28 protein-coding genes are annotated in these 26,524 nt (G+C 43.8%); 24 read left to right on the top strand and 4 right to left on the bottom strand.

Annotated elements, in window-relative coordinates:
• Positions 1-64: 64 nt before the first annotated feature.
• A complete protein-coding gene (refZ, locus tag NSQ16_RS15000) occupies positions 65-688 on the top strand; it encodes a transcriptional regulator RefZ (protein WP_014477663.1) in 624 nt (207 codons plus the stop codon).
• On the opposite strand, the gene hisJ is transcribed toward refZ, so the two are convergent.
• A complete protein-coding gene (hisJ, locus tag NSQ16_RS14995) occupies positions 685-1,491 on the bottom strand; it encodes a histidinol-phosphatase HisJ (protein WP_212059331.1) in 807 nt (268 codons plus the stop codon). The genes refZ and hisJ overlap by 4 nt on opposite strands.
• A gap of 196 nt (positions 1,492-1,687) precedes the next feature.
• Here hisJ and ezrA point away from each other — a divergent pair, with 196 nt between their 5' ends.
• Complete coding sequence (gene ezrA, locus NSQ16_RS14990) at positions 1,688-3,376, top strand: septation ring formation regulator EzrA (RefSeq protein WP_029318251.1); 1,689 nt, start codon at positions 1,688-1,690, stop codon at positions 3,374-3,376.
• A gap of 95 nt (positions 3,377-3,471) precedes the next feature.
• On the opposite strand, the gene brnQ is transcribed toward ezrA, so the two are convergent.
• A complete protein-coding gene (gene brnQ / locus NSQ16_RS14985) occupies positions 3,472-4,809 on the bottom strand; it encodes a branched-chain amino acid transport system II carrier protein (protein WP_217024326.1) in 1,338 nt (445 codons plus the stop codon).
• Between the two features lie 194 nt (positions 4,810-5,003).
• Here brnQ and NSQ16_RS14980 point away from each other — a divergent pair, with 194 nt between their 5' ends.
• The 5 genes from NSQ16_RS14980 (at position 5,004) to NSQ16_RS14960 (ending at position 11,038) form a co-directional block, all read left to right on the top strand.
• The gene (locus NSQ16_RS14980) at positions 5,004-6,149 is read left to right on the top strand and encodes a cysteine desulfurase family protein (protein WP_339232248.1); all 1,146 of its coding nucleotides are present in this window, start codon (positions 5,004-5,006) and stop codon (positions 6,147-6,149) included.
• 3 nt (positions 6,150-6,152) lie between these two features.
• A complete protein-coding gene (gene thiI / locus NSQ16_RS14975) occupies positions 6,153-7,358 on the top strand; it encodes a tRNA uracil 4-sulfurtransferase ThiI (protein WP_160221745.1) in 1,206 nt (401 codons plus the stop codon).
• Positions 7,359-7,451: 93 nt separating this feature from the next.
• Positions 7,452-7,661: an alpha type acid-soluble spore protein SspA gene (gene sspA, locus NSQ16_RS14970; RefSeq protein ID WP_003223491.1), complete on the top strand. Its 210-nt coding sequence runs from the start codon at positions 7,452-7,454 to the stop codon at positions 7,659-7,661.
• Positions 7,662-7,839: 178 nt separating this feature from the next.
• Positions 7,840-9,429, top strand: coding sequence for an acyl--CoA ligase (locus NSQ16_RS14965; RefSeq protein WP_119899697.1), 1,590 nt, complete (start codon positions 7,840-7,842; stop codon positions 9,427-9,429).
• Positions 9,430-9,448: 19 nt separating this feature from the next.
• Entirely contained in the window at positions 9,449-11,038 is a 1,590-nt protein-coding gene (locus NSQ16_RS14960) for an amidohydrolase (RefSeq protein ID WP_087962084.1), read from the top strand.
• Positions 11,039-11,069: 31 nt separating this feature from the next.
• Here NSQ16_RS14960 and NSQ16_RS14955 read toward each other — a convergent pair whose 3' ends face one another.
• The gene (locus NSQ16_RS14955; protein WP_004399091.1) at positions 11,070-11,873 is read right to left on the bottom strand and encodes an NAD kinase; all 804 of its coding nucleotides are present in this window, start codon (positions 11,871-11,873) and stop codon (positions 11,070-11,072) included.
• Between the two features lie 185 nt (positions 11,874-12,058).
• Here NSQ16_RS14955 and sppA point away from each other — a divergent pair, with 185 nt between their 5' ends.
• The 14 genes from sppA to NSQ16_RS14885 all read left to right on the top strand — a co-directional run bounded on the left by sppA (position 12,059) and on the right by NSQ16_RS14885 (position 23,190).
• Positions 12,059-13,066, top strand: a complete 1,008-nt coding sequence (gene sppA, locus NSQ16_RS14950) for a signal peptide peptidase SppA (RefSeq protein WP_069703824.1) — start codon at positions 12,059-12,061, stop codon at positions 13,064-13,066.
• Positions 13,067-13,078: 12 nt separating this feature from the next.
• Positions 13,079-13,573, top strand: a complete 495-nt coding sequence (locus NSQ16_RS14945; RefSeq protein ID WP_014477652.1) for an RDD family protein — start codon at positions 13,079-13,081, stop codon at positions 13,571-13,573.
• Positions 13,574-13,647: 74 nt separating this feature from the next.
• Positions 13,648-14,328 carry a DUF2953 domain-containing protein gene (locus NSQ16_RS14940; RefSeq protein ID WP_015483561.1) on the top strand — a complete coding sequence of 227 codons (681 nt, stop codon included), beginning with the start codon at positions 13,648-13,650 and terminating at the stop codon, positions 14,326-14,328.
• Between the two features lie 13 nt (positions 14,329-14,341).
• Positions 14,342-14,797, top strand: coding sequence for a GerW family sporulation protein (ytfJ, locus tag NSQ16_RS14935; protein WP_003223504.1), 456 nt, complete (start codon positions 14,342-14,344; stop codon positions 14,795-14,797).
• Positions 14,798-14,906: 109 nt separating this feature from the next.
• Complete coding sequence (gene tpx, locus NSQ16_RS14930) at positions 14,907-15,410, top strand: thiol peroxidase (RefSeq protein WP_003223506.1); 504 nt, start codon at positions 14,907-14,909, stop codon at positions 15,408-15,410.
• A 60-nt stretch (positions 15,411-15,470) separates the two neighbouring features.
• The gene (locus NSQ16_RS14925) at positions 15,471-16,460 is read left to right on the top strand and encodes a class I SAM-dependent methyltransferase (RefSeq protein ID WP_042974972.1); all 990 of its coding nucleotides are present in this window, start codon (positions 15,471-15,473) and stop codon (positions 16,458-16,460) included.
• Positions 16,432-16,635: a hypothetical protein gene (locus NSQ16_RS14920; RefSeq protein WP_173614242.1), complete on the top strand. Its 204-nt coding sequence runs from the start codon at positions 16,432-16,434 to the stop codon at positions 16,633-16,635. Before NSQ16_RS14925 ends, NSQ16_RS14920 begins: the two co-directional genes overlap by 29 nt.
• 171 nt (positions 16,636-16,806) lie before the next feature.
• A complete protein-coding gene (locus NSQ16_RS14915) occupies positions 16,807-17,994 on the top strand; it encodes an acetate kinase (protein ID WP_003223511.1) in 1,188 nt (395 codons plus the stop codon).
• Between the two features lie 84 nt (positions 17,995-18,078).
• Complete coding sequence (locus tag NSQ16_RS14910) at positions 18,079-18,591, top strand: molybdenum cofactor biosynthesis protein B (protein ID WP_021480306.1); 513 nt, start codon at positions 18,079-18,081, stop codon at positions 18,589-18,591.
• A gap of 169 nt (positions 18,592-18,760) precedes the next feature.
• A complete protein-coding gene (locus NSQ16_RS14905; RefSeq protein ID WP_003229357.1) occupies positions 18,761-19,972 on the top strand; it encodes an argininosuccinate synthase in 1,212 nt (403 codons plus the stop codon).
• Entirely contained in the window at positions 19,969-21,354 is a 1,386-nt protein-coding gene (argH, locus tag NSQ16_RS14900) for an argininosuccinate lyase (protein ID WP_160221742.1), read from the top strand. Before NSQ16_RS14905 ends, argH begins: the two co-directional genes overlap by 4 nt.
• A 64-nt stretch (positions 21,355-21,418) precedes the next feature.
• The gene (locus NSQ16_RS14895) at positions 21,419-21,550 is read left to right on the top strand and encodes a hypothetical protein (protein ID WP_327839341.1); all 132 of its coding nucleotides are present in this window, start codon (positions 21,419-21,421) and stop codon (positions 21,548-21,550) included.
• A gap of 126 nt (positions 21,551-21,676) precedes the next feature.
• A complete protein-coding gene (locus tag NSQ16_RS14890; RefSeq protein ID WP_004398521.1) occupies positions 21,677-22,444 on the top strand; it encodes an SDR family oxidoreductase in 768 nt (255 codons plus the stop codon).
• Positions 22,445-22,506: 62 nt separating this feature from the next.
• A complete protein-coding gene (locus tag NSQ16_RS14885; protein ID WP_003245964.1) occupies positions 22,507-23,190 on the top strand; it encodes a metal-dependent hydrolase in 684 nt (227 codons plus the stop codon).
• A 50-nt stretch (positions 23,191-23,240) separates the two neighbouring features.
• Here NSQ16_RS14885 and ytlI read toward each other — a convergent pair whose 3' ends face one another.
• Positions 23,241-24,167, bottom strand: coding sequence for a LysR family transcriptional regulator YtlI (gene ytlI / locus NSQ16_RS14880; RefSeq protein WP_160221741.1), 927 nt, complete (start codon positions 24,165-24,167; stop codon positions 23,241-23,243).
• Positions 24,168-24,319: 152 nt separating this feature from the next.
• Here ytlI and snaA point away from each other — a divergent pair, with 152 nt between their 5' ends.
• From snaA to tcyK, 3 genes are read left to right on the top strand one after another with little or no spacing between them, the layout of a single operon-like run.
• A complete protein-coding gene (gene snaA, locus NSQ16_RS14875; protein ID WP_015251464.1) occupies positions 24,320-24,856 on the top strand; it encodes an N-acetyltransferase SnaA in 537 nt (178 codons plus the stop codon).
• Positions 24,857-24,869: 13 nt separating this feature from the next.
• Positions 24,870-25,679: a sulfur-containing amino acid ABC transporter substrate-binding protein TcyJ gene (gene tcyJ, locus NSQ16_RS14870; RefSeq protein WP_015251465.1), complete on the top strand. Its 810-nt coding sequence runs from the start codon at positions 24,870-24,872 to the stop codon at positions 25,677-25,679.
• Between the two features lie 13 nt (positions 25,680-25,692).
• Positions 25,693-26,505: a sulfur-containing amino acid ABC transporter substrate-binding protein TcyK gene (gene tcyK, locus NSQ16_RS14865; protein WP_160221740.1), complete on the top strand. Its 813-nt coding sequence runs from the start codon at positions 25,693-25,695 to the stop codon at positions 26,503-26,505.
• Positions 26,506-26,524: the final 19 nt, after the last annotated feature.

The following is a 26,524-nucleotide window of genomic DNA, read 5'->3' as shown; positions in this document are numbered from 1 at the left end:
GATAAGTTCTTACAGGAACAGCGGCTTTCTGCTTGAATAGTATCAAGAGGAAGGAGTGAGCTGTATGAAAGTAAGCACCAAAGACAAAATTATTGAATCTGCTGTCATGCTTTTTAACCAAAAAGGATTTTCTGGCACGTCTGTCCGTGAAATCGCAAAGTCAGCTGATGTAAATGTTGCGCACATCTCCTACTATTTTAAAGGCAAAGGAGGCTTGATGGAACACTTAGTTTCAGAGTTTTACGAAGGCTACAGCAAAACGCTTGAAACAGCGGCAAGCAATATCTCTTCTCAAAGCACTCAGGAACAGCTTCTTCAATTGGTTTTCGATATTTTATCCTATCAGCATAATCATCGTCAATTAACTCGTTTTGTCTACCGGGAAGTCACAATTGACTCCACATTAATCAGGGAAATTATGTCGACATATCTAATGAAGGAAAAGTATATCTTCCAGCTGATCATTGAGGAAGGAGAAAAACAGCGTGAATATTTAACGCTGCCGCTGCCTCATTTTATTCTCCAATTAAAATCTCTCTTGATGATGCCCTATCTCCAGCCTCAATATATTTCAGAAGTACTCTACATGCAGCCGCACGAGCCGTATTTTTATAAAATGTATTTTGAAGAAATCAAGATTTGGATCAGAAGCGTCTTCCGGACAGGAGACGTGGCGCTCACCAACTAGCACCGTTCCAAAAACGCCTCATACGCATATCCGACATCTCCCGCTTGATGGGCATCTGACCCAAACACAAGCGGGATCTTCTTTTGCTTCGCTTCATTCAGCATCCAATCCTCGATATAAATACCGCCAGCGTAAGTTTTTCTTAAGCCGGAAGTATTGAAGTCGAGCTCCATTCCGTTTTCTTCAATGGCATTCAGGCACAGGGAAACGAGGCCGCGAATATGTTCTGACATGCTGTATGGAAACAGCTTGATGAATTTTTGGACGAGTGTGATGTGACCGACTCTTTTTGGCTTATAAACGCCGAGAGATGCTACAATGGAAGAATAGATACTCCGGTAATATTGTTCATATACCGCTTCAATGCTTCCGCAGGCTGAAATCAGCTCTTTGAAGGTATGCTCGTCATAATCAAGGCATAGATAGGAAGAGTCTGTGCGCAAAAAATGAACGGATAAGATGCTGTCATCTAAATATGGCCCGTATGTGTCCAGGAATAATGTAATTTCGTCTTCAAATTCAGCGATATAATCGACTTCAAGCCCTATCCGTATGCTAAGCTGTCCGCGATATTCTTTTTTTAATCCGGAAATTTCATGAATATAGCGTTCCAAAGAAGCTTGCGCCATCGCGCTGTCTTTCAGCGGCGTGGGATCGGTAAAAGAGGGCGGCAATGGGGCGTGTTCGGTAAAAGTAATCGATTCGAACCCTTTTTTTAAGGCTTCTTCTGCATATTGTCTGAGTGTGTCATTGGAGCCGTGAGGGCAAAATGGTGTGTGAATATGTCCGTCTCGCTTTTGCATTGATGTCACCCCATGAAAAAATAGTCAAATCCTGCCGATTTTGCACAAAAAGTTTTTGATTTCTGGTCAAAAAATGTTTGTTACATGGTATCATAATAACAATGAAAACGACAGTTTTTCTCAATACATATCCTGAAATCTTTCTGAATAAATAAAACACCCTGACAGATTAAGGTAAACAGCAAGGGGGCTCATTATGGAGTTTGTCATTGGATTATTAATTGTACTGCTTGCGCTGTTTGCGGCAGGCTACTTTTTCAGGAAAAAAATCTACGCCGAAATCGACCGGCTGGAATCGTGGAAGATTGAAATTCTGAATCGGTCGATCGTGGAAGAAATGTCTAAAATAAAACATTTAAAAATGACGGGTCAGACAGAAGAGTTCTTTGAGAAGTGGCGTGAAGAATGGGACGAGATTGTCACAGCCCACATGCCGAAAGTTGAAGAGCTCCTTTATGATGCCGAGGAAAATGCAGACAAATACCGGTTTAAAAAGGCCAATCAAGTGCTCGTTCATATCGACGACCTGCTGACAGCGGCTGAATCAAGCATTGAAAAGATTCTTCGGGAAATCAGCGATCTTGTCACAAGTGAGGAAAAGAGCCGTGAAGAGATTGAACAGGTGAGGGAGCGCTATTCGAAATCTCGAAAAAACCTGCTGGCTTACAGCCACCTTTACGGGGAGCTTTATGACAGCCTTGAAAAGGATCTGGACGAAATTTGGAGCGGCATCAAACAATTTGAAGAAGAAACAGAAGGCGGAAACTATATTACTGCACGAAAAGTACTGCTTGAGCAGGACCGCAATCTTGAACGGCTTCAGTCATACATAGATGATGTGCCGAAGCTGTTAGCTGACTGTAAACAGACGGTGCCCGGACAGATTGCAAAGCTCAAGGATGGCTATGGCGAAATGAAAGAAAAAGGGTACAAGCTTGAGCATATCCAGCTTGATAAGGAATTAGAAAATCTGTCAAACCAGCTGAAACGAGCGGAACATGTCCTGATGACTGAGCTGGATATTGATGAAGCGTCCGCAATCCTGCAGCTCATTGACGAAAATATTCAATCTGTTTATCAGCAGCTGGAGGGCGAAGTTGAAGCCGGTCAATCCGTACTAAGCAAAATGCCTGAATTGATTATTGCTTACGACAAGCTTAAAGAAGAGAAAGAGCATACGAAAGCGGAAACTGAGCTGGTGAAGGAAAGCTACAGGCTGACAGCCGGTGAGCTCGGCAAACAGCAGGCTTTTGAAAAGCGCCTTGATGAAATTGGAAAGCTGCTATCATCCGTTAAAGATAAGCTTGATGCAGAGCATGTCGCCTACTCACTTTTAGTAGAAGAAGTTGCTTCAATAGAGAAGCAAATTGAAGAAGTGAAAAAAGAGCATGCCGAGTATCGTGAAAATCTGCAAGCGCTGAGAAAAGAAGAGCTTCAGGCGAGGGAGACGCTCAGCAATTTGAAAAAAACAATTTCTGAGACAGCTAGACTGCTGAAGACTAGCAACATTCCAGGGATTCCGAGCTATATTCAAGAAATGCTGGAGAACGCGCATCATCATATTCAAGAAACAGTCAATCAACTAAACGAACTTCCATTAAATATGGAAGAAGCCGGAGCCCATTTGAAGCAAGCAGAAGAAATCGTCAACAGGGCAAGCCGGGAATCAGAGGAACTTGTCGAGCAGGTCATCCTCATTGAAAAAATCATTCAGTTCGGAAACCGGTTCAGAAGCCAGAATCATATTTTATCTGAACAGCTGAAAGAAGCGGAAAGACGTTTTTATGCTTTTGATTATGACGACTCTTATGAAATTGCAGCTGCCGCTGTAGAAAAGGCTGCGCCAGGTGCAGTTGAAAAAATCAAAGCAGACATATCCGCTTAGATAATCACGACCATGAAAAAGAGCCCGCAGTGTAATGAGCAGGCTCTTTTTTTCATTGCAAAACGCCTGCGCAATAACGCAGGCGTTCTGTGACATTAACTTATTTCATTAAGCTGTTTGGATGGTCCGATGAATAAGGTCAGCACATAGCCGATAACCGCTCCGACGATTCCTGGAAGCACCCAGCCGATGCCGAGGCTGTAAAGAGGAAGATTCGCATTTAGAAACACATCTAAAGATCCAAGTGAGAAACCGGTTGCTTTGATACCGTCTAAAATACTGAAAAGTCCTGTACCGATCAAGCATGCGATGTACACTTCGCGTCTTTCTTTAAAGATCTTATCGATGAAGGAAAGAACGATAATGACAATGGCAAGCGGATAGATAGCTGATAAAATAGGAACAGAAAACGCGATAATTTGCGCGAGTCCGAAATTCGCAATGATCAAGCTGAATAACGTGACAATCGTAACGACAATTTTATATGATAATGCCGGAATAAGTTTTGAAAAATATTGGCCGCAAGATGTGACAAGGCCGATGCTTGTTGTTAAACATGCGACTGTAATCGCTGCTCCGAGTACGATGTTGCCTAATGAACCGAATAAATAATGGGAAGACGCAGATAAAATTTTAGCTCCTTCACCAACAGGACCGATGGCATTTGTGCTTGTTGCACCTAAATAAGCAAGGGATACATAAATGAAAGTCAGCCCTAAAGCGGCAATCACACCTGCTTTAATGCAGGCTGCAGCAAGAGCTTTAGACTGTGTAACGCCTTTGCTTTTTACAGCATTTACAACGACAACGCCAAATACAATTGAAGCAAGTGCGTCCATTGTTTTATAGCCTTCTAAAAATCCTTTAAAAACCGGTGTTCCTTTATATGCTTCTGTCACGGCGCCCAATCCGCCCATCGGCGTGAAGATGGCTTTGAGAACAATGATTAAAATAATTGTGAATTTGATGGGAGTCAGAATTTTTCCGACTCGATCGACAACCTTGGATGGGTTTAACGCTAAATAGTACGTAACGCCGAAAAAGATAAGTGTAAATATTAATAAAGAAAGTCTTTCTGGTACGCCAGTCAAAAACGGAACAGCGCCAATTTCATATGAAACAGTTCCTGTTCTCGGGATGGCGAATAATGGTCCGATTGATAAATAAAGCACGACAGTAAAGATTGTGCCGAAAACAGGGTGCGCTTTGTCAGCAAGGCCTTTAGCGTCCTTACCAGTTAATGCGATGGCGATAATGCCGAGAAGCGGCAGGCCTACCCCTGTCAGTAAAAATCCGCCGATGGCCTTCCAGACGTTGTGTCCGGCTGCTTGTCCAAGTTCCGGCGGATAAATCATATTTCCTGCTCCAAAGAATAACGCAAATAGCATGAAACCAATAATAATGGTATCTTTGACAGGCAGTGAGTGTTTCATGAAAAAAATCCTCCTAATAATTATGTTAAAATATTCTGTCAATTAATTGTCAGATAATATGACGAAACGAACAAATCTTATTATATGGTAAAAAAATTAGAAGTCAATACTAGTTTTTCGTAATTTTCTATTAAATTTTGTTATGGTAACATAAATATCATACCTTGTACCGCTTTCATAAAGGAGTAAAAAAGATGATATATTTAGATAATAGTTCAACGACGAAGCCTTACGATGAAGTCTTGAACGTGTATGAACAGACAAGCAGCCGATACTTTGGCAATCCTTCATCTTTGCACCGATATGGAGCCGAAACGGAACAGCTGCTTCAAGCAGCCAAAAATCAAATCAAAAGGTCCTTAGGCCTAAAAAAATATGATATTGTATTTACGTCAGGCGCCACAGAAGCCAATAATGCGGCTTTAAAAGGAGCGGCTTTGTCAAAGATAAAAACAGGCAAACATATCATTGCCACTTCTATTGAACATCCATCTGTTACGGAATCGTTAGAACAGCTGAAAGAGTTGTTCGGGTTTGATATCACTTATCTTTCTGTGAATGAAGACGGATTTGTTTCTATTGAAGAACTAAAAGCAGCCATCCGTCCCGATACCGTGCTTGTCAGCATGATGCATGTGAACAATGAAGTCGGTTCCGTGCAGCCGATTGAAGCGGCAGGGGAAGTGCTGAAGAAGCACCCGAACATTTTGTTCCACGTCGATTATGTGCAGGGCATCTATAAAGTGCCCTTGGCAATTGAAAAGGCCGGCATTGATCTGTGTTCAATTTCCGGGCATAAATTTCACGGGCTGAAGGGGACAGGCGCACTTATTGTAAAAGAAGGAACACGCCTTATTCCGCTCATAACGGGAGGCTCTCAGCAAAAAGGCATACGGGCCGGAACAGAACATACTGCTGGAGCGGTTTCGCTTGCCAAGGCCATTAATCTTGCCTCTGCTGATTTTGACACACGGCTTGACACGATGACTGCCGCAAAGGAATTGTTTATGAAAAGGCTGAGTGAAATTGAGGGCGTCGTTATCAACACGCCTCAAATGAATAGCGCGCCGCACATTATTAATTTCTCTGTACCGGGGATTAAAGCGGAAGTGCTTTTACACATGCTTGAGGAACAGGATATTTTCGTCTCCACAACATCGGCTTGCTCGGCAAAAGAACACAAGCCCAGCAAGGTTCTCTTAGAGATGGGCAAAGGAGAGCAGATTGCCGGAAGCAGCATCAGAATCAGTTTAAATTACAGCCAGACAAGCGATGTGGCAGAACCGTTTATGAATGCGCTTCGTCCTGGCATCAAAAAATTAAGGAAAATGATGAGGTAGAACATGAATTACGATCATATATTAATACGTTTTGGGGAAATTTCGACCAAAGGCAAAAACAGAAAAAGCTTTATTGAGCGCTTAAAACAAAACATCAGACTCGTTTTGAAAGACTATCCGAATTTAAAATACTTTTCCAACAGGGATCGTATGACGATTACATTAAATGGAGAGGATCCTGAGGCTCTTTTTCCTCATTTAAAGCAAGTGTTTGGGATTCAAAGCTTCAGCCTGGCAATTAAATGTGACAGCCGCCTTGATGATATTAAGGCAACCGCACTAAAGGCTATCAAAGATCAGTATAAACCAGGTGATACGTTTAAAGTCGCGACAAAGAGAGCGTATAAGCAATTTGAATTAGATACAAACCAGATGAACGCCGAAATCGGCGGCCATATTTTGCGAAATACAGAAGGATTGACGGTCGATGTTCGCAACCCAGACATCCCGCTCAGAATCGAAATCAGGGAAGAAGCAACATTTTTGACAATTCGTGATGAAAAAGGTGCAGGCGGGCTGCCAGTTGGTTCAGCAGGAAAAGCGATGCTGATGCTTTCTGGCGGTTTTGACAGCCCTGTGGCCGGTTTTTATGCGATGAAACGGGGATTGTCGGTAGAAGCTGTTCATTTCTTCAGCCCGCCATACACAAGCGAGCGCGCAAAGCAAAAGGTAATGGATCTGGCGAAATGTCTGTCCCGTTTTGGGGGAAGCATGACACTTCATATTGTTCCATTTACAAAAACGCAAGAGCTCATCCAAAAACAAATTCCTGAAAATTACACAATGACGGCAACCCGCCGCCTCATGCTTCAGATCGCCGACAGAATCAGAGAAAAGAGAAACGGGCTTGCCATTATTACGGGAGAAAGCCTCGGTCAGGTAGCGAGCCAAACGCTTGAAAGCATGTATGCAATTAATGCGGTGACGTCAACACCGATTTTGCGGCCGTTAATCGCCATGGACAAAACAGAAATCATCGAAAAATCACGGGAAATTGGCACATATGAGACAAGCATTCAGCCGTTTGAAGACTGCTGCACGATCTTTACACCGCCAAGCCCGAAAACACGCCCTAAAAAAGAGAAAATTGAACACTTTGAAAGCTTTGTTGATTTCGAGCCGTATATTCAAGAAGCGATAGATAACATTGAGACAATGACCCTGTATAGCGAACAAGAGGCTAACGATAAATTCGCTGAACTCTTTTAAATCAATTTTCAGCTCCTGTATACAATTACCAAAGTTTTTCTGAATGAAGCCATGTGTTTTGACACATTCTATACTCACAAGGAGGTGAGACACATGGCTAACAATAACTCAGGTAACAGCAACAACCTTTTAGTACCAGGAGCTGCTCAAGCGATCGACCAAATGAAATTAGAAATCGCTTCTGAATTCGGTGTAAACCTTGGAGCAGACACAACTTCTCGCGCTAACGGTTCTGTTGGAGGAGAGATCACAAAACGTCTTGTATCTTTTGCTCAACAAAACATGGGCGGAGGACAATTCTAATTCACAATTTCACATAATGGCTTAGGAGTGGGGGTATCCCCACTCCTTTTCATTTTTTACATATAAAAAAGGACCAGCGGCCTATAAAATCTATGTTTACAGAGGTTGCTTTTAGGCATATCCTTACGGAAAGAGCCTGTATTTATGTATAATGGGTGGAGAAAGTGAGGAGTTGTTCGTGTTAAAACGTGAAGATTTAATTGCCCCTATGCAATATAATTTAGTGAATGAAATGGAAAAGTTCAGTGCCGCTGGACAAAAAACCGCTCTTCTGTGGGAGGACGAGTCGGGTAAGCAAGAATCTTGGTCGTATGAAAAGCTGATGGAAGAAACAAATAAAATCGGAGCGGCCTTAGCTGATCTTGGATTTAAAAAGGGAGACAAGCTGATTGTAATGGTTCCGCGGGTGCTTGAAGCCTATGCCGTTTATTTGGCTATCCTGAAATCAGGAATGGTCGTTATTCCGTGCTCCGAAATGCTTCGCGCAAAAGATCTTGAATACCGGATTGAACATGCAGAGGTAAAAGGCGCTATCGTCTACTCCGAATTTATTGGCGCTTTCCGGGATGTCAGTACGGCTGACAAACTGATTACACTGTCTATTGGTGAAAATGATGCCGGCTGGAAAAACCTCTTATCAATTGAAGCGGACGGAAGCCAATTTAAAACAGCTGACACAACAAGAGATGATATGGCTTTCTTATCTTATACATCCGGGACAACAGGTCAGCCGAAAGGTGTTGTACATACACATGGATGGGCATTTGCTCATTTAAAAACTTCTGCCGGCGCTTGGCTTGACATTTCTGAAAAGGATATCGTCTGGGCAACTGCTGCCCCTGGCTGGCAAAAGTGGGTATGGAGTCCGTTTTTAGCGGTGCTTGGCAGCGGAGCAACCGGTTTTGTGTACCACGGCAGATTCAAAGCAGAAAAATATCTAGAGCTTTTAAATCGCTACAAAATCAATGTTTTCTGCTGCACGCCGACAGAATACCGCTTAATGGCGAAGGTTGAAGGCTTGGACCGTTTTGATCTTTCTGCCCTGCACAGCGCTGTTTCCGCAGGTGAGCCGCTCAACCGTGAAGTCATTGATGTTTTCCAAAAGCACTTTGGCATTAAGGTACGGGACGGATATGGCCAAACAGAAAGCACGCTTTTGGTTGGTGTTTTGAAAGATACGCCTATTAAACCGGGAAGCATGGGAAAACCGACACCGGGAAATCAGGTGGAGATCATAAATGAAGACGGTGAAATCTGCAAACCTGGTGAGGTTGGCGATATCGCTGTTCACCTCAGTACGCCTGCGCTCTTTAAAGAGTATTTTAAAGATCCGGAAAGAATGAAAACACAAATTCGCGGCGATTATTTCCTAACGGGAGACAGAGCAAGAAAAGATGAGGAAGGTTACTTCTGGTTTGAAAGCCGAAATGACGATATTATTATCAGCTCCGGCTATACGATCGGGCCTTTCGAGGTGGAAGACGCGCTTGTTAAGCACCCAGAAGTAAAAGAATGTGCTGTTGTCGCAAGTCCTGATGAAATCAGAGGCTCCATCGTAAAGGCATATGTTGTCCTGCAAAATCATGAAAAACGCAGTGATGAGCTTGTCAAAATGCTGCAAAACCATGTGAAGACGATTACCGCTCCATACAAATATCCTAGAGAAATTGAATTTGTGGAAAACCTGCCGAAAACGGCTTCTGCAAAAATCAGACGAGTGGAATTAAGAAAACGTGAAGAACAGCTCAAAGCTAATAAAAAGGCGTAAAGAAAGAGAGTGAACGTGAATGAAGGCGATATGGCACGGCGGTTTCATTTATACGATGCTCGAAGAAGGCGATCGGACTGAGGCAGTTTATGTTGAGGATGGTGTTATAAAAGGCACCGGCAGCTATGAACGTTTGAAGGAAAAGTACGGGTCGCCGGAAACAGAAGAAATCAGCCTGAACGGAGCAGTGATGTTCCCCGGTTTTGTTGACAGCCATCTACATTTGATCGGCCACGGTGAGAAACAGCTTCAGCTCGATCTGTCCGCACTGACGTCGAAAGATTCAATTTTACAGGCTGCGAAGGAAAGAGAGCGGCAGCTTCCTAAAAACGATTGGCTCATTGGAGAAGGCTGGAATGAAAATCAGTTTGAGACACCTGACTACTTGACTAAGCATGATCTTGATCGCCTGTTTCCTGACAGGCCCGTCTTGCTCAAGCGTATATGCCGGCATGCAATAGCTGTCAATTCTGCGGCTCTTCAAGCAGCGGGAATTTCAAGAAATACTCCTGATCCTGACGGCGGAGTCATCGTAAAAGATGCAAATGGCGAGCCGACCGGACTCCTGTTTGATAAGGCGCAGGATTTGATTCTGAAGGCTGTCCCGCCAGTCTCCCAGCACTATGTTGATGAGGCATTAACGGCTGCAATAAAGGATTGCTGGACAAAAGGCCTGACGGGCGGTCATTCGGAAGACTTGTCCTATTATGGTGATGTTTCGGTGCCGTTGAAAGCTTATGAGAAAGCTGCCGCTGGCGGAAAGTATCCGTTCCGCTGCCATTTGCTCGTTCATCATGAAGCGGTCGATCGATGGGAGCAGCTGGAGAAACCGTCCGGCCCGTATGTGGAGTTCGGTGCGATGAAAATCTTTGCGGACGGGGCGCTTGGCGGGAGAACGGCTTTATTGAAAGAACCATATCAGGATGATCCATCAACAAATGGTGTTCAGGTTCACGATGACGAAACCCTTGGCCGGCTCATTCGCAAAGCGAGAGAAAAAGGGATGGAGGTTGCTGTTCATGCAATCGGCGATCTTGCTTTTGAAAAAGTGCTGAACGCAATAGAAAAGCATCCGCCCAAAAACGGCCGGCATGATCGGCTTATTCATGCTCAAGTGCTTGATAACGAATTAATCGAGAGAGCAGCACGCATGCCGATCGCACTTGATCTTCAGCCGCATTTCGTTGCAAGCGACTTTCCGTGGGTCATTGACCGTCTCGGAAAAGACCGGATGAAGACTGCATTTGCCTGGAAAACCCTCATATCTAAAGGCATTTTATGCGCGGGCGGTTCAGACGCCCCGATTGAGCCTGTTGACCCGCTTCTAGGGATCCAGTCCGCGGTCCTCCGGAAAAGCAGTCATGAGCAAAACGGGCCAAGCTATAATGAAAGTGAATGTTTACCTGTATATGAAGCGATAAAGCTTTATACAGAAGGTAGCGCCGGTATCATTTATAAAGAGAAGTCACGCGGAAAAATTGCGGAAGGCTATGACGCGGATTTTACAGTTCTCAGTGGTGATCCGTTTGCCATTGACCCCGCACAGCTTCATCTTTTAGAGATTAAAAAAACCGTGATTAACGGCCAGATTGTATATGAGAAATCATAAAAGGACAGGCAGCAGCCTGTCCTTTTATTTTCTATAAAAAAGTACGCTTCACTTTTTCCCAAAATGAATTGTCCTTTAGTTTGACTGTTTTGATTTTCTTATTAGACAGTTTGATTTCGATCGTTTTCACATTTCTCGTGCTGAGTGCTTCATTGTCCAAGCCGATGATTGGGTGTTCGTTGCCGTCCTGCACCACACGAAGGGTCAGCTTTCGGTCAGAGCTGAGGACAAATGGCGAGCCGAGTGTCCGGTAGGTATTATTGTTAAGGGATGCAAGCTCTGATACCTGCATGCATGGAAGCAATGGATCAACAACAGCTCCTGCAACAGACTTGTTATAGGCGGTGCTCCCTGTAGGCGTTGAGATAATCATTCCGTCACCTCTAAACGTTTCAAAGTGCAGATCGTCAATCAGCACGTCCATCACAAAGGTTTTGATGATGCTTGAGCGGATGGATACCTCGTTTAAGCAGTGAAAAGGACTGGCTTGATCCACTGTCACTTCAATCAGCGGGTATTTTCTCACTTCAATTTGTTCAAACGTCATTGCATCGACCATTTTTTCTCGCTCATCACTATGAAAGTCGCAATATAAATGAGCTTTCCCCTTTTTGGTAATGCCGACGTACAAGCAGTCGTCACGAAAATTCGTCTTTCTGACTGCCTGCAAAAATGTGCCGTCCCCGCCAATGCTAGCGATAATATTGGCGTCTGAGTGCTGGTTCACAACGGTAAATCCATGCTCTTCCGCTAATTGTGTTAACGAGCGGGCTTGTTCGTTCGTTTCCTGATCCTGTTTGTGAAAAAAATAAACATTACGGCGTTGATCGGTCATATCCCATTTCCCCTTTGCTGTCATATTTAAGTTTTTCTGCCATCCAGTATTTGTGATAAAATACCTTTGGCCATAAGTGTACCACGTTTGCCGGCAGCCCGTTAAGCCGGAGCTTTCTCATGAAGTGAAACATTTTTCATATTGAATCGTATAATGAGAGAGTTTAGGAAAAAGGAGGAGAAAAAATGAATGCAAAAAGATGGATTGCATTAGTGATTGCTCTGGGGATTTTCGGCGTGTCTATTATCGTCAGCATCTCTATGAGTTTCTTTGAAAGCGTCAAAGGCGCTCAAACGGATCTCACATCACTGACGGATGAATCGCAGGAAAAGACGCTGGAAAACGGCAGTCTCTCAAGTAAAATTGCCGTATTAGAGGTCAGCGGCACCATTCAGGATAATGGGGACTCAAGCAGTCTGCTTGGTGCAGACGGATATAACCACAGAACGTTCTTAAAAAACCTTGAGCGCGCAAAAGATGACAAGACGGTCAAAGGTATCGTTCTGAAGGTGAATTCTCCAGGTGGCGGAGTGTATGAAAGTGCTGAAATACATAAGAAACTGGAAGAAATCAAGAAAGAAACGAAAAAACCGATTTACGTGTCAATGGGTTCGATGGCAGCATCAGGAGGCTATTACATCTCAACAGCGGCTGATAAGATTTTTGCGACACCGGAAACCCTGACCGGGTCACTCGGCGTCATTATGGAAAGCGTCAATTATTCAAAGCTTGCCGATAAGCTTGGCATTTCTTATGAAACGATTAAGAGCGGGGCCCATAAGGACATTATGTCTCCTTCCCGTGAGATGACGAAAGAAGAAAAAAACATCATGCAATCGATGGTTGATAATTCGTATGAAGGCTTTGTTGATGTCATTTCAAAAGGGCGCGGCATGTCGAAAGCAGAGGTAAAGAAAATTGCGGACGGCCGCGTGTATGACGGACGGCAGGCGAAAAAACTGAACCTCGTTGATGAGCTTGGTTTTTATGACGATACCATTACGGCCATGAAAAAGGATCACAAGGATTTGAAAAACGCCTCTGTCATTTCTTATGAGGAAAGCTTCGGATTAGGCTCACTGTTTTCCATGGGCGCGAACAAAATGTTTAAAAGTGAAATTGATTTTTTGAATATGAGAGAAATTCTATCGCAATCCGGTTCGCCGAGAATGATGTATCTCTATGCGAAGTAGGAGGGAACAATAATGGACGCGACATATGAAGAGTTAGAGCGCAATGACATCAAAGGCCCGCAAGAAGCGGAGCAGCTGACACATGCCTATGCTGGCTTTTGGGTTCGTTTCTGGGCTTTCCTGCTTGATTGGCTCGTGATATGGGGATTAAACCATTTGCTCGTTTCTCCCCTCTTTACCGTATTGGATCTGCCGAAAACATCCGGCATGTTTACCTTCTCGGCCTACAGTGTGACAACGCTTATTGTGTATCTTGCCTACTTCGCACTAATGACTAAATACTTCAGGCAGACGCTTGGTAAAATGGTGTTCGGCCTCAAAGTGGTTTCTGTGAAGCAAGATAGCAAGCTGACATGGAGTACAGTGATTTTTCGTGAAGTGGTTGGACGGTATATTGATAAGATTTGGATTTTATATATCGTTGTTGCTTTTTCACCTACAAAACAAGGGATTCATGATTACATCGCGGATACCACCGTGGTGCATGAAAAATTATACCGCAAATAACCGATAACCCGGACCTCCGTCCGGGTTTATTTTTTTAGGAATTGGCGATAATGCTCCTAGAGGAAGTGAAGAATATGGTGTATGTACTGACAGCCATTCTTATTCTCATAGGGATCGTACTGCTTCTCAGAATGAAAATCCATGTCGCGCTGGAGTATCTTCATGCCGCTGATAATGACAAATTGACCTTGAAGATTACGGCGCTGTTTGGCCTTATAAGGATCAAAAAAACAATCCCGGCGATTAAGGTGAACAAAGAAGACGGAACAGTGGATATCAAACAAAAAACTGAATCTAAAATGAAAAAAAGCAGCGGAAAGAAAAAAATTACACAAAACGATGTGCAGCAAAGCATTAATAAAATCGAAATGCTTTTGCATCAGGTCACCAGACTACGGAAAATCAGCGCGTCTTTTCTCGCGCATTTACATATCACAAAACTAGAATGGGTTACAGTAATCGGAATTCAGGACGCGGCAGTGACAGGTGTGTTAACAGGTGCTGTATGGGGCGTGAAGGGCGGTATCGCAGCAATGCTCTACGACCACCTGGACTTTGTGAATAAACCTGTCTATGAGGTGATCCCGTCGTTTCAAGTCCCTGTTTCCAAGACCCATTTTCAGTGTATATTCTTTTTTCGCTTTGGACATGCTATGCTTGCAGCTTTCAAATTCGTCAAATACGGACGGGAGCTATCCGTATTAAAGAAGAATCCGTCGGCTAGAATGACTTCAAAGAATGATTCATCAGTTTAAGGAGGAAGCGTATATGGCAGACCATCCCATCCAAGGTTTAATGAAAACCGCAATGGAAAACTTGAAGGAAATGATTGATGTTAACACCATCATCGGAGATCCAGTAGAAACGCCTGATGGAAGTGTGATTTTAACTGTTTCTAAAGTTGGATTCGGATTCGCCGCAGGCGGAAGCGAGTTTGGCGGAAAGCCGGCCGAAAAGAAATCGGAAGACGATGAGACAAGAGAACAGAAACTTCCTTTCGGAGGCGGAAGCGGGGGCGGTGTGTCCATTACGCCGATCGCGTTTTTAATTGTCGGATCGACAGGCATCAGAATGCTTCATTTAGATGAAAATACCCATTTAATAGAGAAAATTTTAGACGCAGCCCCTCAAACACTCGAACGCATCCAGCAAATGTTCAAGAAAAATAACAAGAACCAAGGCCAGGGCCAAAATCAAAACCAAATGAACAATATGAATTATTAAAAAAAGGTTAACTGCGCTGGCCGCAGTTAACTTTTTTTTGGCATAAACTTTGCAGTTTGCAGGAAACTTTACTATGATAGAGACATACATACAAAAGGGAGGAATTATAATGGCTGAAATTACATTCAAAGGCGGTCCGGTTACACTTGTCGGACAAGAAGTGAAGGTAGGAGATCAAGCTCCTGATTTCACAGTGCTGACTAACAGCCTTGAAGAAAAATCGTTAGCTGACATGAAAGGAAAGGTAACGATTATTTCTGTTATCCCTTCAATTGATACAGGTGTTTGTGATGCACAAACACGCCGTTTTAACGAAGAAGCTGCAAAGCTTGGAGATGTTAACGTCTACACAATCAGTGCAGACCTTCCATTCGCGCAAGCGCGCTGGTGCGGCGCTAACGGAATTGACAAAGTGGAAACACTGTCTGACCACAGAGATATGTCATTTGGCGAAGCGTTCGGTGTGTATATTAAAGAACTTCGTCTGCTTGCTCGTTCCGTATTTGTCCTTGATGAGAACGGAAAAGTCGTTTACGCTGAATATGTAAGCGAAGCAACAAACCACCCGAACTATGAAAAGCCAATTGAGGCTGCTAAGGCATTAGTGAAGTAAGCAGGGAAAAAAGCTCCAGGCTGCCGCCGGAGCTTTTTTCATGGCAAGGAGGAACACAATATGCAAAAAGACCATGTAGGTGCGGTGTATGAGCTGTTAAACGAAGCCGCGATTATGATAAAGAATGAATTGCAGATTTCATATATAGAGGCGCTGGCCGAAGCAGGAGAAATGTATTTTCTTGAAAAAACGGATCAGCTGAAACTGCCTGCTGATCAGAAAACCAAACATCTTCAGGCTCTGCTTGAAAAAGCGGAATTCGGCACGTATGAGCATGAGTGGGTACGCAAGGCTTTTCAGCTTGCCGTCCTTAAAGGAATGAAAGATATCTCCCATCCAAACAGACAAATGACGCCGGATACGATCGGGCTTTTCATCAGCTATTTGGTGAATAAGTTTATGGCGGACAAAAAGGAACTGACCATTCTTGATCCAGCCTTGGGAACTGGGAACCTTCTGTTTACCGTGCTGAACCAGCTGTCTGAAAAAACGGCAAACAGCTTTGGCATTGAAATTGATGATGTGCTCTTGAAGATCGCCTATGCCCAAGCGAACCTTCTGAAAAAAGAGCTTGAGCTTTTCCACCAAGACAGCCTTGAGCCGTTGTTTATCGATCCAGTTGACACGGTCATTTGTGATCTGCCAGTCGGCTATTATCCGAATGACGAAGGAGCAGAAGCGTTTGAGCTCAAAGCTGACGAAGGCCATTCCTTCGCTCATCATCTGTTTATTGAACAGAGCGTCAAGCATACCAAACCGGGCGGCTACTTATTTTTTATGATTCCGAATCATTTGTTTGAGAGCTCCCAAAGCGGCAAGCTGAAACAGTTTTTCAAAGATAAGGTTCATATCAACGCACTGTTGCAGCTGCCAAAATCTATTTTTAAAGACGAAGCTCATGCCAAAAGCATCCTTGTGCTTCAGAAACAAGGAGAGAATACGAAAGCGCCGGGGCAAATTCTGCTTGCGAATCTTCCGTCTTTCTCCAATCAAAAGGCGATGCTTGATATGATGGCTCAATTTGATGAATGGTTTAAAAAAGAAAAGTAAGTGTTTTAAAAGCAGCGTAGGCAGCCGTATGAGGTCGATGCCTAAGCTGCTTTTATTTATGCTTTTGAAGACCGGACTTGACGAATTGAATCCAGCTTTGAAACACAAAATACAGAGGGAAAAACCGCAAATTGTAAGCGTTCATCAATACAAAACCTATAGGGAATGTGTCTGAAAATAACGACTTCTTATTGTAAGCGTTATCAATACGCAAGTTGACTTGAAAAGCCGACATGACAATGTTTAAATGGAAAAGTCAGATATTTTTCGGAGAAGATGTTGATATTCACCGGGAAAAAAGTACGAAAACGAAGTTGTTGATACAGAGTATAAAGGAGCGTCAATCATGTCCAAAATTATTGCAATTAACGCAGGAAGCTCGTCTTTGAAATTTCAGCTTTTCGAAATGCCTTCAGAAACCGTTTTAACGAAGGGTTTAGTTGAACGAATCGGTATCGCCGACAGTGTATTCACAATTTCTGTGAACGGCGAAAAAAATACAGAAGTAACTGATATTCCGGATCATGCGGTAGCTGTTAAAATGCTGCTGAATAAGTTAACGGAATTCGGCATTATTAAAGACTTGAATGAAATTGACGGAATTGGCCATCGTGTCGTTCACGGCGGAGAAAAATTCAGCGATTCTGTTTTATTAACGGATGAAACCATTAAGGAAATCGAAGATATTTCTGAATTGGCACCGCTTCACAATCCGGCAAATATCGTTGGAATTAAAGCGTTCAAAGAAGTGCTTCCAAATGTTCCTGCGGTAGCTGTATTTGATACGGCATTCCACCAAACAATGCCTGAGCAGTCTTACCTTTACAGCTTGCCGTATGAATACTATGAAAAATTCGGCATACGTAAATACGGCTTCCACGGCACTTCACATAAATATGTAACTGAGCGTGCGGCAGAGCTTCTCGGCCGTCCGTTAAAAGACTTGCGCCTGATTTCCTGCCACCTTGGAAACGGAGCAAGTATTGCGGCTGTTGAAGGCGGAAAATCAATTGACACATCCATGGGCTTTACGCCGCTTGCCGGTGTAGCAATGGGTACACGCTCTGGAAACATCGACCCTGCCCTGATTCCATACATCATGGAGAAAACAGGCCAAACGGCTGACGAAGTATTGAATACATTAAACAAAAAAAGCGGACTGCTCGGCATTTCCGGTTTCTCAAGCGATCTTCGTGACATCGTTGAAGCAACGAAAGAAGGAAATGAGCGCGCGGAAACGGCTCTTGAAGTATTCGCAAGCAGAATCCACAAATACATCGGTTCTTACGCTGCAAGAATGAGCGGTGTAGATGCGATCATCTTTACTGCCGGTATCGGTGAAAACAGTGTGGAAGTCAGAGAACGCGTTCTTCGCGGTTTAGAATTCATGGGCGTATACTGGGATCCTGCGCTTAATAACGTGCGCGGCGAGGAAGCTTTCATCAGCTATCCGCATTCTCCAGTAAAAGTCATGATCATTCCGACTGATGAAGAAGTCATGATTGCGCGCGACGTTGTTCGTTTAGCAAAATAAATCGCATGAAAGCACATTCTCTTGAATGTGCTTTTTTGTTGATGCATGATAGTGACAGACAGAAAACATAAAAGAGGTGGGCCAATGAGCGTTCAAGAGCATAAACAAGAAGCTCCCGATATCGTTCGGTGCAAAGTGATTACTGTCAGTGACACGAGGACAGAGGAAACCGATAAAAGCGGCAAGCTGATGATCTCATTTTTAGAAGAAGCCGGTCATCATATTGCTGCATATGAAATTGTAAAAGACGAAAAGGATGCTTTGCAGCGGTCAGTGCTTGCAGGCTGCATGGATGAACAGACAGACGCGGTACTCTTAAACGGAGGGACAGGCATAGCAGATCGGGATGTCACTATTGAAGCCATAACGCCGTTGTTTTCGAAAGAGCTGCCCGGCTTTGGAGAAATATTCAGGATGCTGAGTTATACAGAGGATATCGGCCCTGCCGCAATCATGTCGAGAGCAACTGCCGGCGTCATTCAGCATACCGCTGTTTTCTCAACGCCAGGCTCAAGCGGCGCGGTAAAGCTGGCAATGAATAAGCTGATTATTCCCGAACTTGCGCATGTGGTCAGAGAAATCAGAAAAGACAAGTAAATGAATAAATACTACGAAACTTCACCTGAAATTTAGGTGAAGTTTTTTTTATAAAAGGCTTGAAAAAACGAAACGTACTTGTTAAAGTGTATACATACAAAATGTATTTTTATTAAATATAATTTATTTTTATACAAAATAGAAACACGGTTGAGAGGGGAATTTTATCATGTCAGAACAGAAAAAAGTCGTATTAGCATACTCAGGGGGTCTTGATACTTCCGTCGCAATAAAATGGCTTCAGGAGCAAGGATATAATGTCATCGCCTGCTGTCTGGATGTCGGTGAGGGCAAAGATTTGGCATTTGTTCAGCAGAAAGCGCTTGAAGTCGGCGCGACAAACTCCTACGTGATCGATGCAAAAGAAGAATTTGCACAGGATTACGCGCTTATCTCTTTGCAGGCCCACACGATGTATGAAGGAAAATATCCGCTTGTTTCGGCATTATCTCGACCACTGATCGCGAAAAAACTGGTTGAAATTGCGGAAAAAGAAGATGCACAGGCGATTGCCCACGGATGCACAGGGAAAGGAAATGACCAGGTTCGTTTCGAAGTCTCCATTAAATCATTAAACCCTGACCTAGAAGTCATCGCGCCGGTTCGCGAATGGCAGTGGTCACGTGAAGAAGAAATTGAATATGCGGCTAGCCGCGGCATTCCGATTCCGATCAATCTTGACAGCCCGTATTCTATCGACCAAAACCTCTGGGGACGCGCCAATGAGTGCGGTATTTTAGAAGATCCATGGGCGGCGCCGCCAGAAGGTGCATACGATTTAACAGCTCCGCTGGAAAAAACGCCGGACACGCCGGAAGTGATTGAAATTGCATTTGAACAAGGCGTGCCTGTCTCCATTGACGGTGTTTCCTACTCGCTTTCTGAGCTGATCTTGAAGCTGAATGAAATGGCGGGCGCGCACGGTGTCGGACGTATCGACCACGTGGAAAACCGCCTCGTTGGCATTAAATCCCGGGAAGTATACGAATGCCCTGGTGCGATGACACTGATCAAAGCACATAAAGAATTAGAAGATTTGACACTGGTGAAAGAGGTAGCCCACTTTAAACCGATCATCGAGCAAAAAATGTCAGAAATCATTTACAACGGCTTATGGTTCTCACCGTTAAAAGATGCGCTGCACGCTTTCTTAAAAGAAACGCAAAAGCATGTCACAGGCATTGTCCGCGTGAAGCTGTTTAAAGGCCATGCAATTGTAGAAGGACGTAAATCGGAATACTCTCTATATGATGAAAAACTTGCAACATATACAAAAGACGATGCATTTGATCACCATGCAGCAATCGGATTTATCGAGCTTTGGGGACTTCCGACAAAAGTGAACAGCATCGTGAAAAAGAAGGAGCAGATTAAAGCATGAAGAAGCTTTGGGGAGGCCGATTTCAAAAAACACCGGAAAAATGGGTCGACGAGTTCGGCGCGTCCATATCATTTGACCAAAATTTAGTTGCTGAAGACATTACAGGGTCTCTCGCACATGCTGCCATGCTGAAAAAATGCGGTATTCTGACAGCTGAAGAAGAGCTGAAAATCCGAGAGGGCCTGAATACCCTTTTGCAAAAAGCAGAGGAGGGAGCATTGGAATTCTCAGTCGATTATGAGGATATTCATTTGAACATTGAGAAAATGCTCATTGACGAAATCGGTCCTCTTGGCGGCAAGCTGCATACCGGCAGAAGCCGGAATGACCAGGTGGCGACTGACATGCATTTATACTTGAAGAATCATGTCGGCCACATCATCGATCTGATTGAGGCATTCCAAAGTGCGCTGATTGAAAAGGCGGAAGCGAACGTTGAAACGATTCTGCCGGGCTACACACATCTGCAGCGCGCCCAGCCGATTTCATTCGCTCACCATCTGCTTGCGTATTTCTGGATGCTTGAGCGCGACAAGGAGCGTTTTCAGGATTCAATGAAGCGGATTAACAAATCTCCGCTCGGCTGCGGGGCGCTCGCGGGAACAACCTTCCCAATTGACCGTGATTATTCAGCGGAACTGCTCGGCTTTGATGCCATTTATGAAAACAGCTTGGACGGCGTCAGCGACAGAGACTTCATTTTGGAGTTTTTAAGCAACAGCAGTATGCTGATGATGCACCTATCCCGTTTCTCTGAAGAAATCATTTTATGGTGCTCGCAGGAGTTTAAATTCATCGAGCTTGACGATACGTACGCAACAGGAAGCAGCATGATGCCGCAAAAGAAAAATCCTGATATGGCGGAGCTGATCCGCGGCAAAACAGGACGCGTATACGGCGATATGATGGGGCTGTTTACGATCATGAAAGGACTTCCGCTCGCTTACAACAAAGATCTGCAGGAAGACAAAGAGGGCATGTTTGACACGGTGAAAACGGTGGAGGGCAGCCTGCAAATCTTCACAGGCATGATCCAAACTATGACTGTAAACAAAGACGTCATGAAGCAAGCGACAAAACAAGACTTTTCAAATGCGACGGAACTGGCCGATTATTTAGCTAAAAAAGGAATGCCGTTCAGAGAAGCGCATGAAGTGGTCGGGAAACTTGTGTACACATGCATCGAAAGAGGGATCTATTTAAGCGATATGCCGTTTGGCGAGTTTCAGCAGGCGAGCACACTATTTGAAGAAGATATTTACACTGTGTTAGACCCTTACTACGCAGTTGAAAAAAGAATGAGCGCCGGCGGCACCGGATTCAAACAGGTAAAGCAGGCGCTTGAAAAAGCGAAAGCTTGCGTGGCAGCAGGAGTTTGTTAAAATTTCCTTCATAAAATCCCGTCATTATAGCCAACCTACCTCTATAATGATGGGAGGCAGAATGATGAAAAAAGAACCGGAACGCTATATTTATGATGAACAAGAAAGCCAGGATACAACAAGGCTCATTTCAGAAGCGTATCAAAGCGGTTATGTCGATATGCCTGATCAGGAGTCTTCATCTCCTGCAGAATAAGCTGTCTGTACAGACAGCTTTTTTTGTATGCCAAAGTGTAAAAAGTGATATTGCAAGCCTTTTATAGTAAAGTAGAAGAAGAAACACTTTATTGAAAGCGGCGACGTTGCTTTGGGAGGTATTCATGTGCGACATGCTTTAATTACTGCCGGTTCGAAGGGTTTAGGCCGCAAAGTGACTGAAACGTTGCTTGCAAAGGGGTATTCAGTAACAGTCAATTACAGACAGGATGAGGAGGCAGTCAGCCGCCTGAAGGAAGCCTGTCCCGATTGTCTTGACCGGCTGCAATTTGTAAAAGGTGATGTCACCAAAAAAGAAGATCTGCTGCGTATTGCAGAGGCTGCCTTAAACCGCTTCGGAAGGATCGACTTTTTGATTAACAACGCGGGACCATACATATTTGAACGTAAAAAGTTAGCCGATTATACTGATGATGAATGGTATGGCATGCTGGAAGGAAATTTAAGCGCCGTCTTTCATTTATTCAAAGCGGTTATTCCTATTATGAGAAAACAGCAATTTGGACGCATCATTACGTACGGATTCCAAGGTGCGGCTCACGCGCCCGGCTGGCTTCACCGATCGGCATTTGGCGCTGCGAAAGTGGGCTTGGCTTCTTTGACGAAGACAATTGCCATTGAAGAAGCCGAATTCGGCATAACCGCCAACATGGTTTGCCCAGGAGACATTGTCGGCGACATGAAAGAAGCATCGATAGAGGAAGCCAGAATGCGAATTGGCAAAGAAAAAACGCCGATAGGAAGATCCGGTACAGGCGAGGATATCGCCCGGATTATCGCTTTCTTGTGTGAGGAGAACTCAGACCTTGTGACAGGGACTGTCATTGAAGCCACCGGAGGCCTCAATGTCATTAACAAGAATCAAACAACATAAGTTTTTCAGCTTTTTAAAAAGGGAAAATAAAAAAATCAAAATCATGTGACGAGGTGAAAGAAATGAAAGTGACATATCACGGACATTCTGTAATCACAGTGGAAACGAAGGACCATCATATTATTTTTGATCCGTTTTTAACAGGGAATTCATTAACGGATATAAAGCCGGAGGATGTAAAAGCGGATGTCATCTTACTAACGCACGGCCACAATGACCATGTCGGTGATACTGAACAAATCGCCAAGCAAAATAACGCGTTAGTTATAGCCCCGAACGAGCTCGCTGTGTACTTAGGCTGGAAAGGCTTGAATGTTCATCCAATGCATATTGGCGGCTCCCGCCAGTTCGATTTTGGAAAAGTGAAGCTCACACAGGCCTTTCATGGATCAGCCATCACAGATGAAGAAAACAAAACGATCACTTACACAGGCATGCCTGCCGGTATTTTGCTGACTGTAGAAGATAAAACGATTTTCCACGCGGGCGATACGGCTCTTTTCTCTGATATGAAACTCATTGGCGAATTGAATCATATCGACCTTGCTTTCCTTCCGATTGGCGATAACTTTACGATGGGGCCTGAAGACGCCAAGCTTGCTGCTGAATGGCTGCGCGCAAAACAGGTCGTGCCGGTGCATTACAATACATTCCCGGTCATCGAACAAGACCCAGAAGCATTCGCTGACAGCCTGCCGGGCGGAGTCGGCAAAGTCATGTCGGTCGGTGAGACGATCGAGCTTTAAACCGTGAAACCATCTCCTGATGAATCAGGAGGTGGTTTTTATTTTTTCAGTTATCCTGTAATGGTCTTATCAGAGGTTCCTTCCAATTCTTTGCTGCGCTGCTGAAAACGTTTGGTTATCCGGGCGATCAAGTCCTTCGTGGCGCGGTCAAAATGAACTTCTTTTTGATTTGTCAACAGCCCTATGGGCGGGGTGATATCCAGGTTCAGAATTGGAATGACTTTAGTGCCGTTGAACGGTTTAGAATGTGCGGTGCTGGTAAAGATTGAAATTCCGATGTTTTCACGTACGTAATATTCATGTGACATGCTGCTTGTGAGCTCCATTTTTTTGTAACGATTCCCGAGTTCTCTATGTAAATGCTGTTCAATTTGTAAGCGAATGGGGCAATTGGAGGGCGTAAATATGAAGCGCTCTTCTGCTAAATCAGACAAATGGACAGCCTTCTTCTCAGCGAGCGGATGTTGATCAGATACAATCACATTTAATGTGTCATAAAAAAATGGATGGTAGTAATTTTCAAGAATCAGCTCCGGCTCGCCGCAGACTGCAAAATCAATCGTCCCGTCTAAGAGCTTTTGACTGCAGGTATTGGCGTCATCAACCTTGATATTAACTGTTATCTTTGGGTAATCCTTTAAGAAATTCTTTAAAATCTCGGGGAATATCAGACTGGCGGTTGGCTCTGAAACCCCTATGTTGATAATGCCTGCCTCTTCTTCTTTTAAGTCGGAGAGGTTGTGTTTAAGCGCCTCGTATTGTATCAAAAGATCTCCTGTTCGTTCATAAAAAAGTTTCCCTGCTTTTGTCAACTGCAGGCTTTTTCCTCTTTCAAACAGCAGTACGCCTAAATCCTGCTCCAATTGCTTCATACGCATCGATATCGTCGGCTGCGAGTAGTTGAGTATTTCTGCAGCTTTATAGAAGCTTCCAAATTTTACAATCGTATGAAACGTTTTGATTGAGCGTAACTCCAATGTGCTCCCTCCTGTTTTTCATCATTAAAATTACTGAAGTGAAGGTTTACTTTTTTTGATTAGTCAAAGATCAGAGTATGCTTTATAGTATAAACAATAAAAGCTTAGTAAACAAATAGGAATTATATATTTTGTGAAGAGGAGTGACAAAAATGAGTGAGGATATTTTTCGACTGGCAACTGTTGAAGATGCATCGGAGCTGTTGAAACTGGTTAACAGCGCATTTCAGCCCATTCGGCAGCTGGATATTGATTGGCCATCCACGAGAGCTGATATCCAAATGGTATCAGAAAATATTGAACATCATTCAGCGATTGTGCTGGAGCGGGATGGGAAGCTGATTTCAACGATTACAATCAGGTTCCCGTGGGAGAGTGAGACGCCTCCTTCAAAATATCCGTTTGTATGGTGGTTTGCGACACTGCCGGAATATAAAGGGCAAGGCGCCGGAAGTAAGCTGCTTACGTATGTTGAAGAAAAAGTGCTTCGAGATATGCTGAAGGCTCCTGCGCTGACACTCGGCACATCGGCGCGCAAGCATCCTTGGCTTGCTGACATGTACAGAAGGAGAGGGTATGAAGTGTATTTTGAGCAGGAAAAAGACGGGGACATAGGTGTGATGATGCACAAGGTTCTGATTCCGGAACGATTTAACCCAACGCTTTTAGGTGCGCCCAGCTGGGCATGATGTGAGGCAGCCTATGAATAAGCGTAAAGGATTGGTTTTGCTGCTGTCAGTGTTTGCATTACTTGGCGGGGGATGTTCGCAAACAAATAACAAAACAGATCGTCAGGCTCAAACGGTCATAGTCGGCACTGGAACAGATTTTCCGAATATTGCGTTTTTAAATGAAAAAGGCGATTTGACCGGGTATGACATTGAAGTGATGAAAGCCATCGATAAGGAGTTGCCTCAATATACATTTGAATTTAAAACGATGGATTTCTCAAATTTGCTGACGAGTCTCGGAAATAAAAAAATTGATGTGATTGCTCACAATATGGCCAAAAATAAAGAACGAGAAAAGCGTTTTTTGTATCATAAAGTCCCATATAACTACTCGCCGATGTACATCACGGTGAAAGAGGATAATCACAAGATTCATACATTAAAAGACTTACACGGAAAAACAGTCATAGTTGGCGCCACGTCAAATGCGGCAGATTATATTACAAAGTACAACAAAACGCACGGCAGCCCGATTCATTTGAAATATGCGGGACAGGGAAGCAATGACACCGCCAATCAAATTGAAACCGGTCGCGCAGATGCAACGATAGCTACACCGTTTGCCGTCGATTTTCAGAATAAAACGCACGCCTTCCGCCAAAAGACAGTCGGTGACGTGTTATTAGATACCGAGGTGTACTTTATGTTTAATAAAGGCAGCCAAACCTTGGCGGATGACACAGATCAAGCGATTAAAAAGCTGGAGAAAAACGGAACGCTAAAAAAACTAAGCCGAAAATGGCTCGGGGCAGATTATTCAAAATCAAGTTTTGAAAAATAAATGGGGCGATGAGATGAAAACGAAAGCAGCATTCATGGCAATATTATTTTCGCTTATAACAGTTCTGTCAGCTTGCGGTGCAGGCAGTCAAACGACGGGAGCCGGGCAAAAGAAGGTACAGACGATCACGGTCGGAACTGGAACCCAATTTCCGAATATTTGCTTTATCGATGAAAAAGGCGATTTAACCGGTTATGATGTCGAACTGATCAAAGAGCTTGATAAGCGCCTGCCACATTATAAATTCACATTTAAAACGATGGAATTTTCCAACCTGCTTGTCAGCCTCGGACAGCATAAAGTCGATATCGTGGCACATCAAATGGAGAAAAACAAAGAGCGTGAGAAAAAATTTCTGTTTAACAAGGTTGCTTACAACCATTTTCCTTTAAAAATTACTGTGCTTCAAAATAACGATACGATCCGTGGAATTGAAGACTTAAAAGGAAAACGGGTGATTACGAGTGCAACCTCCAACGGAGCGCTTGTACTGAAAAAATGGAATGAGGATAATGGACGGCCGTTTGAGATTGCCTATGAGGGCCAAGGCGCAAATGAGACTGCGAATCAGCTGAAATCGGGGCGTGCGGACGCAACGATCTCAACGCCTTTTGCAGTAGACTTTCAAAACAAGACGAGCGCTATTAAAGAAAAAACCGTCGGTAATGTGCTTTCAAATGCCAAAGTGTATTTTATGTTTAACAAAAATGAACAAACGTTAAGTGACGATATTGATAAAGCCTTACAGGAAATCATTGATGATGGAACGTTGAAAAGGCTCAGTTTGAAATGGCTTGGTGACGACTATTCCAAAGAGCAGTATTAGGTAAAAAGAGAGGGAGCAG

Origin of the sequence: Bacillus sp. PS108, assembly GCF_037963335.1 — a bacterium.
Lineage (GTDB): Bacteria > Bacillota > Bacilli > Bacillales > Bacillaceae > Bacillus > Bacillus subtilis.
Note: the sequence above shows the minus strand (reverse complement) of the source record. Positions and strands in the feature narration are given on the sequence as shown.